Source organism: Gilliamella apicola (genome assembly GCF_003202655.1).
Classification (GTDB): domain Bacteria; phylum Pseudomonadota; class Gammaproteobacteria; order Enterobacterales; family Orbaceae; genus Gilliamella; species Gilliamella apicola_R.
This window is the reverse complement of record NZ_QGLR01000017.1, coordinates 17,407-34,784: the sequence shown is the minus strand read 5'-3', so window position 1 is coordinate 34,784 and position 17,378 is coordinate 17,407. Positions and strand designations below refer to the sequence as shown.

Genomic DNA, 17,378 nt, shown 5'->3' with positions numbered 1-17,378 from the left:
TTTGTTCCTTAATTAGTTAAAATTTTGATTTCATCACCCACAAAAAGTTGATTTGGAATATCACCTTTTACATGAATAGTTCCCGGTAATTCGGCCTGACTACTGCCATCAAACCTCAATGTGATATGCCCCAATTCACGAAAATTGGTGTTAGCAACATCACCAACGGAGGTAATGTGATAGATATGTTTACCAAGTTGCAAAACTTGGCCGACTTGAAGATCCTGTTTTAAATCCTCATGACTATGTATAAAACAGTAATCCGCCAAATCTGAAGGCGCTCCATTTTTAAAGAGTATCAACATGCCATCAGCTAAGGCATCTGGAGCAAACTCACCGATTTGATTAATTTTTGATTGATAGATAACATTCGACATCGTTAACCTTCTCTAATTTTTTAGTTAAGGCGAAAACTTTAGTTTCGCTGTTGACCAAAGAGGGATGATCCTCATCCCTAAATAGTTAAATACACTTTAATGGTAGATAAATAACGACACCCCCCAAGCAATTAGCACGGTTGGTGCACCAGTTAAAAATCGACTTACTAAAACAGAAGGAACACCTACCCGGACAGTATCTTGTTTCGCTTCCGCAAGGGATAAACCAACAGGAATAAAATCACATGCAGCTTGCGCATTAATGGCAAACAATGCTGGTAATGCTAAATGAGGCGGAATATTTCCTAGCCCAATTTGAACACCAACTAATGTGCCGATAACTTGGGCGATAACAGCACCTGGACCTAAGAATGGTGAAAGTAATGGGAAAGAACAGATGAGTGCTAATATCACTAAACCTAGAGGGTTATCGGCTAATGGAACTAACCCATGGGCAATAAGATCACCTAATCCAGATGCAATGATGATACCGATTAAAGCAGATACAAAGGCCATAAAAGGTAGAATGGTTTTAAGAACTGTATCAATAGTATCCCGACCAGCTTGGAAGAAAACCGCTACACCAGACCCCATACCAATCCCAATTTTGGCTAATAAACCATCACTTTGTTCAGTGATTTTTTTATTACTGTCATAATTTTTAAATTCTGATGCTTTAGCATTTTGTTGAGATGGTTGCGCTGCAACTTCGTTAACCACATCACCATCTTTTTCAATCACGGTGATGTTATTTGGCTTAACTGCTGAAACATAAATGTCTTCGACAATATATTGAGCAAGTGGTCCTGATTTACCGGTCGCGTGGATATTGATGGTTGGGATTCGGTTTTTTGGATAAATACCACAACGCAGTGTTCCACCACAGTCAATCACCGCGACGCCAATTTCCTCTTTAGGTGGCTCACCTTCTTTAAAGCCGTCAATCGCTTGCCAACCGGTTAGTTCAACTAAAGTATCGACAATTGCCGGTCTTGTGCCTGCTGCAATATAAACTATTTTTTTACCAGCAACGATTGGCAGCTCTAATGGACCACCCCAACCTGCTTCACCTTTTTCAATACGAATATAGTTAGCCATTTTTATTTTCCTTTTATCGTGATAGATGAATTGTTATAAGTGAACTTTTCTATCTAATTTAATTCCCATTTTTCTTTCGAAAATGGCTGTACAAAAGTCAGTGATCCAACCTCTAAAGAAGTTAGTAATCAAACCGACAAGGAAATAACTAACAGCTAATGGACCTAATGGTAAATTTAAGGTGGTTAACCCTGCGGCAACCCCTAGGTAAACAAAAAGTTCCCCTGGATTTACGTGTGGAAATAACCCATTCATTGAGTGGCAGCTATAGGAAGATGCTGCATAATAACTAGGTTTGTAAAACTCTGGCATAAAGCGACCTAAGCTTAATGTCATCGGATTACAAAACACAAAAGTACCAATTAAAGGAAGGAATAAATAACGTGAAACTGGATTACCAGCACAAGCTTGTGCTAAACGTTCAATACGCTCTTGCCCGATAAATTTAATCACCGCATTCATAACAACTAATAATGAAATTAATAAAGGTAAAATCGAGGTGACCATCCCGACTAACACTTTACCGCCTTCTTGGAATAAACCGATAAACCATTCGGCTCCAAATGAAATTGTATCAATCATATTTTCTCCTATTGAGTTAAATTGCAAAAAAATATTAACAACTATGAAATTAAAAAAACTTTAACTGGATCACAATTTGAAACATTTTCTTTTATTTTGAAAGAAATTATTTAAAACGATAGGAAAAATGAGTTAAATAACCATTCATAGATTGTTGATATAGCAGTAATAGTTAAAAATAGCTCATTTTGATTGGACTTTAATAAAGAGTTGGCGTAATTTGGTTATGGTTAAGTAATCAATTAATTCACCTATAGGAGAATATTACATGGCTAAAAGTACTACTAAAAAAAGCACTACTACTTCAAAATCTGCAACAGCTTCAAAAAGTCTAACAGCAAAAAATGTAAGTTCTGCCAAAAAATTACAACAATCTGCAATTTTATTTCCAACTGATTTAGGACAAAAAGCTTCAAAAGATATTTCTGGCGCAATGAACTCTGTATTAGCAGATGTCTTCGCTCTCTATTTAAAAACCAAAAACTTTCATTGGCATGTAAGTGGCCCTCACTTCCGTGACTACCATTTAATGTTAGATGATCACGGCGAAGAGCTATTTGCTATGACCGATCCAATTGCTGAACGTGTGCGTAAATTAGGTGGTACCACATTACGTTCAATTGGTCATATTTCAAAATTACAAAGCATTTCGGATAATGATGCTGATTTTGTTGAGCCATCTGATATGATCGCCGAGCTCTGCCAAGATAATATTAAACTGACTACTCGTATGCGTGTTGCTCATGATATCTGTGATAAATATAATGACTCAGCAACAGCAAGTTTAATTGAAGAGTGGATAGACCAAACAGAAAAACGAGCTTGGTTCTTATTTGAAACTAGTCGTAAACTGGACTCTTCAGGTCACTAAAAAATTAAGTGATCCTAAATTTTCATACCGACTAAGAGACACATTCTTGTGTCTCTTTCTCTTTTCATTAAGGAGAATTACAAATGAGTAAAAAGATTGCCGTACTTGTTGGTAGTTTACGCAAGGATTCCTACAATTTAAAAGTGGCCAAAGTGTTTCAACAAATTGCACCTGAATCACTCTCACTCAATATTATTGAAATTGGTGATTTACCTTTTTATAACGAAGATATTGATGTTGATACACCACCACCATCTTATACTCGATTTCGCCAAGCAATTGCCAGCTGTGAAGGTGTGATTTTTGTTACCCCGGAATATAATCGTGGATTACCGGCGGTTATTAAAAATGCTCTTGATGTCGGTTCACGCCCTTATGGTAAAAGTGTTTGGTCCAAAAAACCCGCGGCGGTAGTTTCGGTATCACAAGGCGCTATTGGTGGTTTCAGTGCCAATCACCAGTTGCGACAATCGCTGGTTTTTCTTGATATGCCAACTTTACAACAACCGGAAGCTTATGTCGGTAATATCGCTGCCGCTTTTGATGAACATGGTAATATTAATGAAAAAACTCAGTCATTTCTTGCATTAATTATTGATAGTTATGCTAAATGGGTTGAAAAGCTAAGTTAATAGATTTATTTTAATATCCACAACCAATATAATTGATTGTGGATATTATTAAATTTATTTAAAACACATGCCAAACTTCTATCCTTCTAATGAACAAGAGTTGTTAAATCGTGCCAAATTAGCTGCTGGTTATAGCTTTGCTGAGATAGCGCAATATGTCAATATGCCTATTCCTGCTAACCTTAACAAACAAAAAGGCTGGGTAGGCAATCTTATTGAAACTTATCTAGGTGCGAATGCGGGGAGCAAAGCCGAGCGCGATTTTGCCAGTTTAGGTATCGAATTAAAAACCATTCCAATTAATAAACAAGGCAAACCATTAGAAACCACTTTTGTTAGTGTTATCCCCTTAATGGCTAATCATGGAGTGATTTGGGAAACGAGTCATGTAAAATACAAACTCAGCAAAGTACTTTGGATCCCTATTGAAGGGGAAAGAAGTATTCCTCTAGCCGAAAGAAAAGTAGGACACCCCATACTGTGGACGCCAACTTTTGAACAAGAGCAACAGCTTAAGCAAGATTGGCAAGAATTAATGGATATGATTGCCCTTGGTCAAGTAGAAAAGATTACAGCACGCTATGGTACCTATTTACAAATCCGACCAAAAGCCGCCAATGGCAAAGCATTAACTGAAGCGATTGGTGAAAATGGCGAGATCATTTTAACTCGTCCAAGAGGCTTCTACCTGAAAAAATCATTTACTTTACAGATCCTACAAAATTCAATGACTCATTTTATTAATTAATAAATGATCATTCGATTCTCTAATCTTTAATTTTTTTGATCTTACAAAATACCTCTTTTTTTCGTTAAAAAAAAACTTTTTCTTTTATTTTGCAAGAAAATCAAACCCACGTCACACTTTTGCACATTGGTGATTTACTTTGAACATTTGTGAAGATAGATTCATTTAAACATTTGTGAAGCAACAAAAGAATTTGTGAAAGAGGTGTGATATGAACTTTATATTAGCAGGCCATGGCAACATTGCTGTAGAAATGAAAAATAGTATTGAAATGATAGCTGGCGAGTACCCAAACTTACATGCTATCACTTTTCAATTAGGTGATGGTATTGAGACGTTAAAAGACAAATATCTAAAAATCATTAATCCACCAACAGATCAACCATTCATCATTATCACTGATATTTTTTCCGGTAGCCCTTATAACGCCGCCGCAATATTGGCTATGCAATTGGAAAATATCGAAGTTATCACTGGTTTATCTTTACCCCTTTGCTTAGCGTTATTACATCTTGATTATGCATCAATTAGCTTTGAAGAAGCTTTTGAACAACTTAATGACATCCAATCAGATTTCATCAAATCTTTCAAAAAAATATCTAAAGACATCGCTGAAGATGAGGAGTTTTAAATGATTATAAATTTAGTTCGTATTGATGACCGTTTAATCCATGGTCAAGTCACAACAGTTTGGACCAAAGAAGCAAAGGCGGAAAGAATCATTGTAGTGAGCGATGAAGTTGCTAACGACGAAATCCGTTCCACCTTAGTTAAACAAGCAGCCCCTCCTGGCATTAAAGTTTCTGTGGTGAGTATCGAAAAAGCAGCAGCAGTTTATCAAAACCCCAAATATGCAAATGATACCGTGTTTTATCTATTTACTAATCCAACCGATGTGGTGCGGCTAATTGAACATGGGGTACCAATTAAAAGTATCAATATTGGCGGTATGTCGTTTAAAACTGGCAAAAAACAGATTACTAAAGCCGTTTCAGTCGATGAAAACGACGTATCTGCATTTAGAAAAATGCAGCAAATGGGAGTTGAACTTTGTTTAAAAGTGGTAATTACCGATCCTAACGTCGATTTTATCAAGTTACTTGAACAAGAATTTCCCAATTAATTAATAGGAATAAACAAGGAGGCAAAACATGGAAATTTCATTATTTCAAATTGTATTAATATTTATCTTTGCTTGTATAGCCGGAATGGGAAGCGTACTTGATGAATTTCAAACTCATCGCCCACTAATCGCTTGTACGGTAATAGGTTTAATATTAGGTGATATAAAAACAGGTATTATTCTAGGCGGTACACTTGAATTAATAGCATTAGGATGGATGAATATTGGAGCCGCCCAATCACCTGATTCTGCACTAGCTAGCGTCATATCGACGATCTTAGTCGTAGTTGGTAAGCAAGATATTCAAACCGGAATCGCCATCGCCCTACCCGTTGCCGCAGCAGGACAAGTGTTAACGGTGTTTGCTAGAACCATCACCGTGGTCTTCCAACATGAAGCCGATAATGCGGCTGAAAAAGTTCAATTCAAAAAAATAGAACTTTTACATTACAGTGCGCTGTTTGTACAAGCATTACGCGTAGCAATACCGGCAACTTTAGTCGCCATTTATGTTGATGCAAATACCGTTAACTCCCTATTAAGCATGTTACCAGATATTGTTACTGGAGGCCTTGCCGTTGCTGGTGGATTTATTGTTGTCGTTGGTTATGCAATGGTATTAAACATGATGATGGTCAAATATTTAGCACCTTTCTTCTATTTGGGCTTTGTTCTTGGTGGTTATCTAAACTTTAGCTTACTGTCATTTGGTATTTTAGGCGTTATTTTTGCCATTCTTTATGTGCAATTAAATTCTAAATTTAATACCAGCAAAAATAATGAAAAAAACATTGTGACAAATAATCATTCAATCATTGCTGATGATGAGTTAGATGATTAATAAATAAGGAATTTATTATGAAAGAAATATCAAATACTATTCAAAAGAAAGATATTGTTAGTACCTTTATTCGATCTAATTTTCAACAAGCATCTTTTAATTATGAACGCATACATGCCTTAGCTTTTTGTGTTGATATGATTCCTACCATCAAACGAGTATATAAAACAAAAGAGGAGCAACGCGAAGCATTAAAAAGACATCTAACATTCTTTAATACAACTCCGGCAATGTGTGGACCAGTTATCGGCGTCACCATGGCAATGGAAGAAGCTAAAGCCAATGGTGCCGATATCTCTGACGGTACCATTAACAGTCTGAAAGTAGGCCTAATGGGGCCGTTAGCGGGAGTGGGAGATCCTTTAGTTTGGGGAACGTTACGGCCAATAACGGCGGCGTTAGGGGCATCATTGGCACTGAGTGGCAATATCGCTGGCCCATTATTGTTTTTTGTCATATTCAATTTAATTCGACTGGCAATGAAATGGTATGGCTTAACTTATGGGTTATCAAAGGGAATCGGTATCGTCAAAGATCTCTCGGGTAATATTCTGCCAAAATTAACCGAAGGCGCAACTATTTTAGGCCTATTTATCATGGGCGTATTAGTCACCAAATGGACCTCGATAAATGTTCCACTTATTGTGTCACAAACGGCTGGCATCAATGGTGAAGAGGTCATTATGACAGTACAAGGCATCCTTAACGATCTGGTGCCAGGCCTGTTACCGCTAGCATTAACACTTTTAATGATGAAATTGTTAAGGAAAAAAGTAAGTCCAATAATCTTAATTTTTGCACTATTTGCAGTCGGCATTATTGGCTACGGCTTAGGTATTCTAGGCTGATACTAGGGGGAGAAGAAGATAAAAAATTGACCATCCCAAAATGAATAAAAAGGTTCAGAGTTATTTAATAATTTAGTCATAGTGCAATGCTTTATCCAAATAACCAGACTTTGAACCTTTCCATCAACCAATTTAACCAAATTTAAAAATAAGAGGAATATATGAGAACTCATGCGGTTAGACTATATGGCAAAAATGATTTGCGCTTAGCGTTATTTGAACTACCAGATATTACTGATGATGAAATTCTAGTGACCGTCATTGTTGATAGTATGTGTATGTCTTCATTGAAATTAGTTAATCAAGGTGAAAATCATAAAAAAACACCACCTGATTTAAAAAATAACCCAATTATCATTGGACATGAATGTTGCGGTGAAATTATAAAAGTTGGGAAAAAATGGCAGCATAAATTTAAACCAGGACAAAAATATGTTGTTCAAGCCAATTTGCAACTTGCGGATAGTCCTTACTGTGTCGGTTACTCCTATCCATATACCGGTGGTTGTGCAACTTACATGATAATTAACCATGACGTACTGAAACAAGACTGCTTGATCCCTTATGATGGACAAACCTATTTTGAAGGCGCGTTAATTGAACCGTTATCATGCATTATTGGTGCGTTCAATGCTAATTTTCATTTAAAGCCAAATAGTTATGAACACATCATGGGGATAAAACCTAATGGTAATTTGATTATTTTAGGTGGTACTGGTCCGATGGGAATGTTGGCAATAGATTATGCATTAGGCGGCCCTATCGCACCCAAAAAGATTGTCGTAACTGGTCGCAGCAAAGAAAAAATAGCACATCTAAAAAGCCTTTATCAATCTCGTAATGGTATTGAATTAGAATTTGTGGATATTGCCAATATTGATGATCAAGTCTCATTATTAAAAGATAAATCCACAACCGGAAGTTTTGATGATGTTTTTGTTTTCTTACCTTCGCAAGAGTTGATTCAACTTGCCTCGCAATTATTGGCGATTGACGGTTGTCTTAACTTTTTTGCCGGTCCACAAGATAAGAACTTTTCTGCTGAAATTAACTTCTACGATGTTCATTACAATTTTACCCATATCGTTGGTACTTCAGGCGGTAATACCAATGATATGCGCGAAGCAGTTAAACTTATTGAATCGGGAGCTGTCGATGTGGCAAAAATCGTATCGCACATTATGGGTATTGATCAAGCGAGTAAAGTCACGCAAATACAGGATCAAATTAAAGGTGGAAAAAAATTGGTTTATACCCACAAAAAGTTTGATCTTAAAAATTTAGAATCACTAAATGAAGATGCGGATGATGTCGCTTTACACCAGATACTATCTAAAAATCATGGCATTTGGTCAAAAGAGGCCGAAGATTATGTTTTAAACTATTTTCCTGATATCGATTCTTGATTTTTTGGTATACTCTCTATTCACTTCGAGTTGTCATACAAAAAAGACTTCTTGAGGTGAATAAAAACACTGAGTATTTAATAACTAAAAAATAAGATAACGCTACTATGATTAATCAAAATTTTAGCAACGACGAACTTGAACAACACAAGTTGTTAATTAAGATTGCTCAACTGTATTATGAAGAAAACAAAACACAGTCGGAAATAGCAAAAATCGTTAATATACATCGTTCAAGCATTAGCCGAATGTTAAAAACAATACGCGAGCTTGGTATTGTTTCGATTTCGATTAATTATAATTTGTTACCGGATATCGCGTTAGAAGAAAAAATTTGTAATAAATATCATTTAAAACAAGTGATTGTCGTGCCGGTTAATCTTGATAACGACAATGAAAGTAAAAATCAGATTGTTTGTAATGTCGCCTCGAATGTTCTACTGAAAAATATTACCGAGAATGATGTCATTGGTGTGTCTTGGGGGCGGTCAATCAATTATATTGTTAATAGCTTAAAAAATGATAATGCTACCTTCGAAAATGTTACTATCGTACCAATGATCGGTGGTCCTTCTGGCAAGATCGAAACTAAATACCATGTCAATAATATTGCTTATAAACTCTCTGATAAACTTAAAAGCCAAGCGATATTGATTGATTACCCGGCTATCGTCGATACAGCCAATTTAAAAAGCGAAATTGCCAAAACTCAACATATGAAAGAACTCAATAATTGGTGGGATAAAATCACCATTGCTTTATTTAGTATTGGTTGCCCTGCGATATCTAAAAGCTCAATTTGGTATGGTTTTTATGGTGAACTTTTTCAGAAGGTTACCAACAGCAAGATTGTCGGCGATATTTTATCGCGATTTTATGATAAAAATGGTAAGGAATTACAAACCCCACTTCATGATCAAATTATTGGGGTAACATTAGAAAACCTCAAAAAAATTCCCCTAAAAATATGTGCTAGCGGTGATCCTGAAAAACTTAATAGTTTGATTGCGGCATTAAAAGCAAATTATATCGATATATTAGTCGTCAGTGATGAAATGGCTAATCAATTAGTCAATTGATTACCTGAGTAAATGGCTATATAGTTCGCACACTATAAATTAAAACATCATTTCATTTTTTATAAATTATTTTTCAAATTTGTGACTCCATTAACAGATTCTTTGGTTATTAACCAAGATAATCACTTTTAAATTCACTATTTCATCTTTTATTGTTTATCAAGGAAAAAACATGTATCAATTAATTATAAAAAATGGATTATCTATCAGTTTACTGACGCTTACTGCTAGTTTTACTGCGCTAGCCTCGCCTTCATTTTCTCCTGTTACTTTGGACAAACTAAATATTCCGCCTAAACAATGTAATGTTAGAGACTATGGCGCTGAAGCCACCGGTATTTGGTATGACACCAAAGCATTTCAAACGGCTATCGATGATTGTGCGCAAAATGGTGGCGGCAAAGTTATTGTTCCTGCTGGTTATTACCTATCTGAACCACTGTTTTTAAAAAGTAATATTGAATTTCATTTAGAAAAAGATGCTGTGCTACAAGCTTCTGCTGAAGAAAGTGCTTATCATCCCACAGAAGAACAACAAAAATGGTCAAGCTCGGCTAAATCATTACCATTGGCTGAACAATGGATTGGCTTTATTAATATTGCAGAAGAAAAAAATATTGCTATCACAGGTGAAGGTATTATTGATGGGCAAGGTTCAACGCTTTTAGAAAAATATCGCGCGGAGACTCGTAAGGCAGGAAAAAAAGGACCAACAAATCGTCCACGTTTACTTTTATTTAAAGACGCCAATAATATCTTAATTGAAGGCGTCACCATACAGAATTCACCAAGTTTTCATATCGTTTTTAAAAATGTCGAAGATATTACGATTAATCAAACAACCATATCGGCTCCTGCTTGGTGGCAAAATACCGATGCAATTGATCCGATGAATAGCCGAAGAGTCACCATCACCCAAAATAACATCAGTGTTGGTGATGATCACGTGGCAATAAAATCGACAATCAGCAATCTTAGCCATGATTTCTATATTGCAGATAATAACTTTATGCTTGGGCGAGGATTATCTATCGGCTCAGAAACGAATGGCGGTGTAAGCAATTTACTAGCAGAAAATAATACTTTTACTGATGCAATGTATGGTATTCGAATAAAATCGCCAAGAGGTAAAGGCGGAGAAGTCAAAGATATTCACTATAACAACAACACAATGATAAATGTAAAAACGCCTATTGTACTGTCAGCTTATTATAAAGGAGGACCAACTACTAAAGATGCGAGAGTTAAAGCGTTGCAAGAAGGGGAATTTGCCGGCGGATTTATGTTAGGCGACCAAATCTACCCAGCTGATAATGAACAACCGAAAGCATATAAAGAAAACGAAACCCCATACTTTAATAACATAACCTTTAATAATCTTACAGTTAAAGGTAAAACCAATTATGCAGGTTTTATCATTGGAACGCCTGAAAAGCCATTCGATAATATCAAATTTTCTAATATTAATATTCAATCTGAACTTGGTTTTAAAATTCGTAATGCATCAGTAGAGTTCAGTAAAACGACAATTAAGGTAGAAAAAGGAGCTGATATTATTAAAGAAAATGGTAGTAAAATAACTAATAAATAATTTAATGTGTTAATTTAGATTGCATTAGATAAAGATCTTAGCTAACAGAGTGTTACCTGTTTTGATTGTCGATTTACTTGCTTAATATCAAAATAGGTAACGCTCATATTTTCGATTGATTCTAGCTAAAGTAGACCTTAACTATAGTTAATTTTTTACCTATACCCTATTAACTCGCCAACCGTTAAGCTTGATATTATAAATGCATCAGGTCTAAAACCACTATAATCCACTAAGCTTGTTTTATAACTCCATCTCTTATTCTCAAAACCAGTAACTCGCTACAGACTTCTCAATTTTTTTATAAAACACAGCCATACCTTAAGCAAACATTAGCAATAAAAATAATTAATTAAAATATTACTTAAAATGCGCCGAGGATATTTTTTGCAAATAAAACTGATTTGAATGATGTCTATATAGCATTTTATCAATCTCGGCTTAGTAAATGGCTAGCTAGCTATTTACTACTCAAAATTTAGTAACGAGGTAAAGGTTTCTCAATTTTTTATAAAAAACTACCACAACTCAAACAAACATTAGTTGAAAAAGATCATATTAGCATCGGCAATTAAGATAAATAATTTGTTACTAATTGATTATCTGTATATTTCATTTGTTAAATTGTGATCTAAAACACAAAATGAAATGGCGTTTTATTTATAATGATCCAGTATTTTATTATTATCTTTGGAGTGGAACTATGGCGCTTTTTCTAAATATTTTTGGTCAGCCAGCTATCATTATTGCATTAGTTGCTTTTATCGGTCTGATATTACAGAGAGCTAAAATTTCTAAAATTATTACTGGAACACTACTTTCATTTATTGGTTTTGTACTAATTAAAACCGGCGGAAAAATCTTAGGCGGCGTGTTAATCATGTTTAGTAACATGTTTACTCACGCTTTTGGAATGCATGGGGTAGTACCTAGTAATGAAGCTATTACCGCGTTAACGATGGAATCACTTGGCACAAGTGCTGCTTTTATTCTCTTTTTTGCGATGATAATTAATCTCCTGTTGGCCAGATTTACCCGCTTTAAATCGATTTATCTATCCTTGCACCTAGTGCTATTTATGGCATTTTCATTCACCGCTGTTTTACAAGGGATGGGCTATAATGGCTATACCATTGTTGCTTCTGGCGCAGTTATTATTGGCCTTTATATGGCGGTATTTCCAACTTTACTCTCTAAATTTAGCCGGACAATAATAGGCAATAATGATTATTGTATTGCTCATGCAGGGACTATTTCATATTTAATAGGATCTTATTTAGGTAAATGGCTCGGAAATAAAAAAAATGATATTGAAAATATTAAAATCAATGACCGTTTTAGCTTTTTAAGGCAGTCTGATGTGGCGACATTTATTACTATGTTTGTCTTACTATGTTTATCTGGCGCGTTTTCTTCTGCTGATTATTTAAAAGATATTCTTAAAAATAATACATTCATTATTTTTGCGTTGGAACAATCTGCAATTTTTGCCGGTGGTCTGTACATTGCTAAAAAAGGGGTCGCTATTTTTACTGAAGAAATTATTCCTGCTTTTAAAGGATTTGCTCAAGTTGTTGCACCGGGTTGTGTGCCAGCGGTCGATCCGATGGTGTTATTTGATAAAGCACCAAATTGTGTATTAGTGGGCTTTATTGTTAGCTTCTTTACTGAAATAGCCTGCGTGGTTGTTTTTCCTTTTATTGGTTTGCCAATTATTATTCCTGGAATAATGGCAAGTTTTATCACCGGTGGTACAGCGGCAATCTTTGGTAACTCAACTGGTGGCGCAAGAGGAGCGATTATTGCGGCTTTCGTTAACGGTTTACTTTTATGCGTATTACCTGCACTTGCACTACCTCTCTTTGCATTTTTAGGTGTTGAAGGTGTGACTTTTGCCGATCCTGATTTCACATCATTATCGTTAATCACCGAATTTATTGTTAAACTTTTTAGTTAAACAAAATAAAAAAGTCCGTTGTGATACGGACTTTTTCTTAGCGATTGGTTTTTAGATCAAATCAAACATTAAAATTTTCGAATTTCTTTGATAATTATAAAGTTGTTTCTTTTTAATCGGTAGATCATCCACTTCAGCTGGATTGAAACCTTTTTCGCGGAACCAATGGATACTACGAGTAGTGAGTACAAAGATTTTTTCTAATCCTAAATTATTGGCTCGTTCCGCAATTTTTTCTAACAATAAATCACCGCGTGATGAGTTACGATATTGTGGATGAATGGCTAAGCATGCCATTTCGCCCATCTTTTCTTCTGGATAAGGATAGAGTGCCGCACAACCAATGGTCATATGATCCCGTTCAATAATAGTAAATTTATCGATTTCAATTTCTAACTGTTCTCTTGAGCGTTTGACTAAAATACCTTGTTCTTCAAGTGGTCGAATCAGCTCTAAAATTCCACCAATATCATTTATGGTTGCCAAGCGAATTTGTTCAGAATGTTCCATCGAAACTTGGGTACCGATACCGTCGCGCGAAAATAGTTCTTGTAAAATAGATCCATCCACTAAATAGCTAACCAAGTGGCTACGACGTACCCCATTACGACATGCTTTAGATGCTGCACGCAAAAAACGCGCCTCACTAGATAGATATTGGCCGGTTTGTTCTTTGTGATTAACATAATTATCAGCATCAATAGGGAACAGATCAGTAATTACATGTTTTTGTTCATCAAGTACTCCCTGTTCAGCACAAAAACTTATTAATTTATCAGCTTTAAGACGAATGGCAACTTCGGCTGCAACATCTTCTGATGATAAGTTAAAGCTTTCGCCAGTCACCGACACCCCCACTGGACCGAGTAAGACAATCGAGCCACGCTCTAACTGCTGATCGATAGCTTCATTATTAATTCGTCGAATTTTTCCGGTATGACAATAATCGACACCATCGTCAACACCTAATGGTTGCGCTATAACAAAGTTACCACTGACCACATTAATATGGGCACCTTGCAAGGGCGTATTATTTAAGCTCATTGATAAACTGGCGGTAATATTAAGTTGTAATAATCCAGTTACTTGTTTAACAATCTCTAGCGTTGAAGCATCAGTGATCCGAGTATTTTTATGATATTTCGGTTGGATATTATGGTTTTTTAACGACTCATCTATTTGGTTACGCGCACCATTAACAATCACCAATTTAATACCTAAACTATGTAATAAACCAATGTCGCTAATGATACTTGCATAATTATTACTTTTTAACACGGCGCCGGTTAATAAAATAACGAAGGTTTTTCCTTGATGGGCATTAATATAAGGGACTGAATGCCTTAAACCGTCAACAAGTTCAGTTGTTCTCTCTTTCATCGCACTACCATCCAAAATGAATATTTATTCACAATTTTTGTATTTTTATTTATTTTTTATCCAATAGCAAGTACTTTTTGAAAAATTCAAAAAGATAAAAATAGATAAAACTAATTTATAGAAATAGTTTAATGAATAATTGATGGCAGAAAATGAACGAAGTTAATTTAGTGACTTTGCAGTTTTTCAATCATCTGATTGAGAATTATATTTTCGTCCTGATCAACATCGACAATATGGTGCGCAGCATCATGATATAATGGTAAACGCTCAGCAAGCACTTTTTCCATCTCGTCGGAAATGGATAAACCGGTTAATGATGGTCGTTGTGCGACATTAGGATCTTTCATCAAACGAGCAGCTAAGGTTGCCGCCGGAGCAGATAGAAAAATAACAATGCCATTTTGTTTCATAAACTGTCGATTTTGTTCGGCTAACACCATACCACCGCCAGTTGCGATCACGCGATTCGGCTTAGCTGTATCAATAAGGACTTGGCTTTCTCTAGCACGAAAACCTTCCCACCCCTCTTTTTCAACAATTTCAGCAACCGTTCTTTGCGTAGTTTCAAGTAAATGACAATCTGTATCAATAAAAGAAAATGATAACTTATTGGCTAACATTTTACCCATGGTTGTTTTGCCAGCTGCTCTTGCGCCAACTAAAAAAATTGTTTTCTTCATTTTGGGTCCTTCTTGATATACCGCTCTAAATCTAAGTTACCTATGCTAGTGATTCATTTTTATTTTTGCAATATTTTTTTACAGAATGATTTAATTACATGCTATCCATATGATTTAACATAGAATAATATTAAGCAATACTGTAAACATATTGTTACAATTTACACAACGTTATTTAAAGATAATTTAGCATTGCGCCTAAAAATCAACACAACTTCTCTAAACCTCGAAAGTAAAGCTCTGTAGCAATAGATTGATGTAATCGCCATTGGATCACATCAAGTTCAGGATTAACCTTTTTAAACTCTTGATATGTCATGAAATAACGAATAGTGTTGCTACCAACACGGTCATTAATGCTATTGATAATCAATTTTATTTTTTCACTACGTAGATTTTTTAGTTCTTTCATCGCTGTGGCTACATTTTCAGGAATAGGTAAAGTACCGTTTTCCCAATTGCGCCATGTTTCCACATCGGTTTTACCAATATACTCACTTGCTTCTGAAATTTTTAGCATTAGAAAACGGCGAAATGCTTGTAATTCTAAATTAGTCATAAATTAAATACTCCTTTTCAATCACATTTTAAATTTACCAATCACACTTACTACTTTTCACTCTTACTGCTTTTTAGTAGATTTAATAAATTTTTTAGTATGAAGATTAACTACACATCCACCTCAATTTAATAAGATGGATGTTGCTAACTTTTATTTTCCTGCTAAGGCATCAATCACTGCTTGTTTTGCTCTATCGGAAAGATCTTTTCCTGTCCAAATTTTAAATTGCGCATTTGCTTGACCAATAAACATCTCACGTCCAGAAATCGACTCCCAACCGGCTTTTTCAGCTTCTTGTCTAAATTTCGTGTTATATGGGGTATACACAATATCATAAGCGATACCTTTACCTTTGAACCATGCTTGTTCATAAGGCGTTTGCTCTTCAAATTTACCTTGCATACCTAATGGTGTTGAGTTAACGATAATTTGTGCTTCAACTTTATCTCTATCTTCCCAAGCTACCGTTTTAAGATTAAATTCTTTCGCTAATGCTTCTGGTAAATCAGTGACAATATCGGTAACCGTTATATCGCTATATCCAAGATCATGTAAACCAACAACTGCCGCGCGAGCTGCGCCACCCGCACCTAGTATTAATACTTTTTTATATTCAGCAGGTACTTTCTTTTGCATTAATGGTTGCATAAATCCAATAATATCAGTGTTATCACCACAAAGTTTATCACCATCCCAATAAACTAAATTAGCAGCACCGGCTTTTTTAACATGCTCGCTGACTTCATCTAAATAAGGAATAATAGCTTGTTTGTGTGGAATGGTAACGCATAAACCACGAATATTGAGTAATCGAACTGACTTAAAAAGTGTTTCAATCTCTTCAGGAGGTGTTGGAAAAGGCACAAGTACGGCTGGAATACCATAATCTTGAAATGATGTAGTATGAATAAGTGGGCTCATACTATGCCCTAAAGGATAACCGATAATGCCATAGATGCTATATGGCGTGAACTGACTCATACTATCTCCTTGAAAGTAAGAAAATTAAGGCTAATAGATAAAATCTATACTATTAATACACCGTTATTATAAGATTAAATCATTATATATTGAACAAAAACAATGCATATTATGCGATAATTATTTCGCCATAATAACCAATATAGATTTATTAATCTTTTTTCAATTAAAAACTTATTTTCAAGCTTAATTAATATAATGCTTGAGAAATTGCCATTAAAAGCGTATACTTCGCTACCTCATTATTATGGGTGTAGTGTGAGAGGTTAGACTGCTTCTCAAATAGAACTGCAGCAAACTAAAAGCCTGACGAGGTTAATTCCATTAACATATTACGCCCAAGGCTTAAGCATAGAAATTTCGGAGAATTATTGACATGTCACGAGTATGCCAAGTAACAGGAAAAGGTCCTTTAGTAGGAAATAATCGTTCTCATGCGATGAATGCTACTAAACGTCGTTTTCTACCAAACCTTCAAACTCACCGTTTTTGGATTGAGAGTGAAAAACGTTTTGTAAAATTACGTGTATCAGCTAAAGGTATGCGTACTATCGATAAAAAGGGTATTGATGCAGTTTTAGCTGAACTTCGTGCCCGTGGTGAAAAGTACTAATAAGGA

19 protein-coding genes are annotated in these 17,378 nt (G+C 35.4%); 12 read left to right on the top strand and 7 right to left on the bottom strand.

Going from position 1 to position 17,378, the window contains the following annotated elements; genetic code table 11:
• Window positions 1-8: 8 nt before the first annotated feature.
• The 3 genes from srlB to srlA form a co-directional block, all read right to left on the bottom strand.
• The gene (gene srlB, locus DKK70_RS14665; RefSeq protein ID WP_110434655.1) at window positions 9-377 is read right to left on the bottom strand and encodes a PTS glucitol/sorbitol transporter subunit IIA; all 369 of its coding nucleotides are present in this window, start codon (window positions 375-377) and stop codon (window positions 9-11) included.
• Between the two features lie 96 nt (window positions 378-473).
• Window positions 474-1,475 (bottom strand): PTS glucitol/sorbitol transporter subunit IIB, encoded by a 1,002-nt coding sequence (gene srlE, locus DKK70_RS14660; protein ID WP_110434654.1) that lies wholly within the window; start codon window positions 1,473-1,475, stop codon window positions 474-476.
• A 33-nt stretch (window positions 1,476-1,508) separates the two neighbouring features.
• Window positions 1,509-2,057 (bottom strand): PTS glucitol/sorbitol transporter subunit IIC, encoded by a 549-nt coding sequence (srlA, locus tag DKK70_RS14655; protein ID WP_034883846.1) that lies wholly within the window; start codon window positions 2,055-2,057, stop codon window positions 1,509-1,511.
• Window positions 2,058-2,325: 268 nt separating this feature from the next.
• Here srlA and DKK70_RS14650 point away from each other — a divergent pair, with 268 nt between their 5' ends.
• The 11 genes from DKK70_RS14650 (at window position 2,326) to DKK70_RS14600 (ending at window position 13,153) form a co-directional block, all read left to right on the top strand.
• Window positions 2,326-2,928 carry a Dps family protein gene (locus tag DKK70_RS14650; protein WP_110434653.1) on the top strand — a complete coding sequence of 201 codons (603 nt, stop codon included), beginning with the start codon at window positions 2,326-2,328 and terminating at the stop codon, window positions 2,926-2,928.
• 83 nt (window positions 2,929-3,011) lie between these two features.
• Entirely contained in the window at window positions 3,012-3,560 is a 549-nt protein-coding gene (locus DKK70_RS14645) for an NADPH-dependent FMN reductase (RefSeq protein ID WP_110434652.1), read from the top strand.
• 67 nt (window positions 3,561-3,627) lie between these two features.
• Complete coding sequence (mutH, locus tag DKK70_RS14640; protein WP_110424413.1) at window positions 3,628-4,308, top strand: DNA mismatch repair endonuclease MutH; 681 nt, start codon at window positions 3,628-3,630, stop codon at window positions 4,306-4,308.
• 211 nt (window positions 4,309-4,519) lie between these two features.
• Window positions 4,520-4,939: a PTS sugar transporter subunit IIA gene (locus DKK70_RS14635; protein WP_110434651.1), complete on the top strand. Its 420-nt coding sequence runs from the start codon at window positions 4,520-4,522 to the stop codon at window positions 4,937-4,939.
• Window positions 4,940-5,431 (top strand): mannose/fructose/sorbose PTS transporter subunit IIB, encoded by a 492-nt coding sequence (locus tag DKK70_RS14630; RefSeq protein ID WP_034883852.1) that lies wholly within the window; start codon window positions 4,940-4,942, stop codon window positions 5,429-5,431.
• Window positions 5,432-5,459: 28 nt separating this feature from the next.
• Window positions 5,460-6,272, top strand: a complete 813-nt coding sequence (locus tag DKK70_RS14625) for a PTS mannose/fructose/sorbose transporter subunit IIC (protein ID WP_110434650.1) — start codon at window positions 5,460-5,462, stop codon at window positions 6,270-6,272.
• Between the two features lie 17 nt (window positions 6,273-6,289).
• Window positions 6,290-7,120, top strand: a complete 831-nt coding sequence (locus tag DKK70_RS14620; protein WP_110434649.1) for a mannose/fructose/sorbose PTS transporter subunit IID — start codon at window positions 6,290-6,292, stop codon at window positions 7,118-7,120.
• Window positions 7,121-7,281: 161 nt separating this feature from the next.
• A complete protein-coding gene (locus DKK70_RS14615; protein WP_110434648.1) occupies window positions 7,282-8,526 on the top strand; it encodes a zinc-binding dehydrogenase in 1,245 nt (414 codons plus the stop codon).
• Between the two features lie 107 nt (window positions 8,527-8,633).
• Complete coding sequence (locus DKK70_RS14610; RefSeq protein ID WP_110434647.1) at window positions 8,634-9,605, top strand: sugar-binding transcriptional regulator; 972 nt, start codon at window positions 8,634-8,636, stop codon at window positions 9,603-9,605.
• A gap of 172 nt (window positions 9,606-9,777) precedes the next feature.
• Entirely contained in the window at window positions 9,778-11,196 is a 1,419-nt protein-coding gene (locus DKK70_RS14605) for a glycoside hydrolase family 28 protein (protein WP_110434646.1), read from the top strand.
• Between the two features lie 703 nt (window positions 11,197-11,899).
• Window positions 11,900-13,153 carry a PTS ascorbate transporter subunit IIC gene (locus DKK70_RS14600; RefSeq protein ID WP_110434645.1) on the top strand — a complete coding sequence of 418 codons (1,254 nt, stop codon included), beginning with the start codon at window positions 11,900-11,902 and terminating at the stop codon, window positions 13,151-13,153.
• A gap of 51 nt (window positions 13,154-13,204) precedes the next feature.
• Here the strand turns inward: DKK70_RS14600 and argA are convergent, their stop codons facing one another.
• From argA to aroE, 4 genes are all read right to left on the bottom strand, one after another.
• Window positions 13,205-14,533 (bottom strand): amino-acid N-acetyltransferase, encoded by a 1,329-nt coding sequence (gene argA / locus DKK70_RS14595; protein WP_110434644.1) that lies wholly within the window; start codon window positions 14,531-14,533, stop codon window positions 13,205-13,207.
• 167 nt (window positions 14,534-14,700) lie between these two features.
• On the bottom strand, window positions 14,701-15,216 hold the full coding sequence (aroL, locus tag DKK70_RS14590) for a shikimate kinase AroL (protein WP_034884340.1): 516 nt from the start codon (window positions 15,214-15,216) through the stop codon (window positions 14,701-14,703).
• Window positions 15,217-15,421: 205 nt separating this feature from the next.
• Window positions 15,422-15,775 (bottom strand): Aca2/YdiL-like domain-containing protein, encoded by a 354-nt coding sequence (locus DKK70_RS14585; RefSeq protein WP_110434643.1) that lies wholly within the window; start codon window positions 15,773-15,775, stop codon window positions 15,422-15,424.
• 153 nt (window positions 15,776-15,928) lie between these two features.
• On the bottom strand, window positions 15,929-16,759 hold the full coding sequence (gene aroE, locus DKK70_RS14580) for a shikimate dehydrogenase (RefSeq protein ID WP_086359239.1): 831 nt from the start codon (window positions 16,757-16,759) through the stop codon (window positions 15,929-15,931).
• 376 nt (window positions 16,760-17,135) lie between these two features.
• On the opposite strand from aroE, the gene rpmB reads away from it, so the two are divergent.
• Entirely contained in the window at window positions 17,136-17,372 is a 237-nt protein-coding gene (gene rpmB / locus DKK70_RS14575) for a 50S ribosomal protein L28 (protein WP_034884345.1), read from the top strand.
• Window positions 17,373-17,378 lie beyond the last annotated feature (6 nt).